At 68.8% G+C, this 202-nt stretch carries 1 pseudogene; it reads right to left on the bottom strand.

Annotated elements, in window-relative coordinates:
- Positions 1-202 (bottom strand): annotated as a pseudogene (locus BN358_RS26365) (fucose isomerase); the annotation flags it as partial.

Raw genomic sequence — 202 nt, 5'->3', positions numbered from 1 at the left:
CGGCCTTCGCGACCAGCGCCTTGTCTGCGGTCGCGGCGTCGGGGGCGTAGACCACGTTCATGTGGTTGGCCTTGTGCCGGGCCATCAGCTGGTCGCGGTTCACGCCGTGCAGGATCGCGTTCATGATCGGCCACTCGGGGTTGGTGGACCTCAGCCGGCGCTGCACCTCTTCGTCGGGCATCTCGATGCAGGTGCCGCGGCC

The organism is Sedimentibacter sp. B4, assembly GCF_000309315.1.
Taxonomy (GTDB): Bacteria; Bacillota; Clostridia; order Tissierellales; family Sedimentibacteraceae; genus Sedimentibacter; species Sedimentibacter saalensis.
Note: the sequence above shows the minus strand (reverse complement) of the source record. Positions and strands in the feature narration are given on the sequence as shown.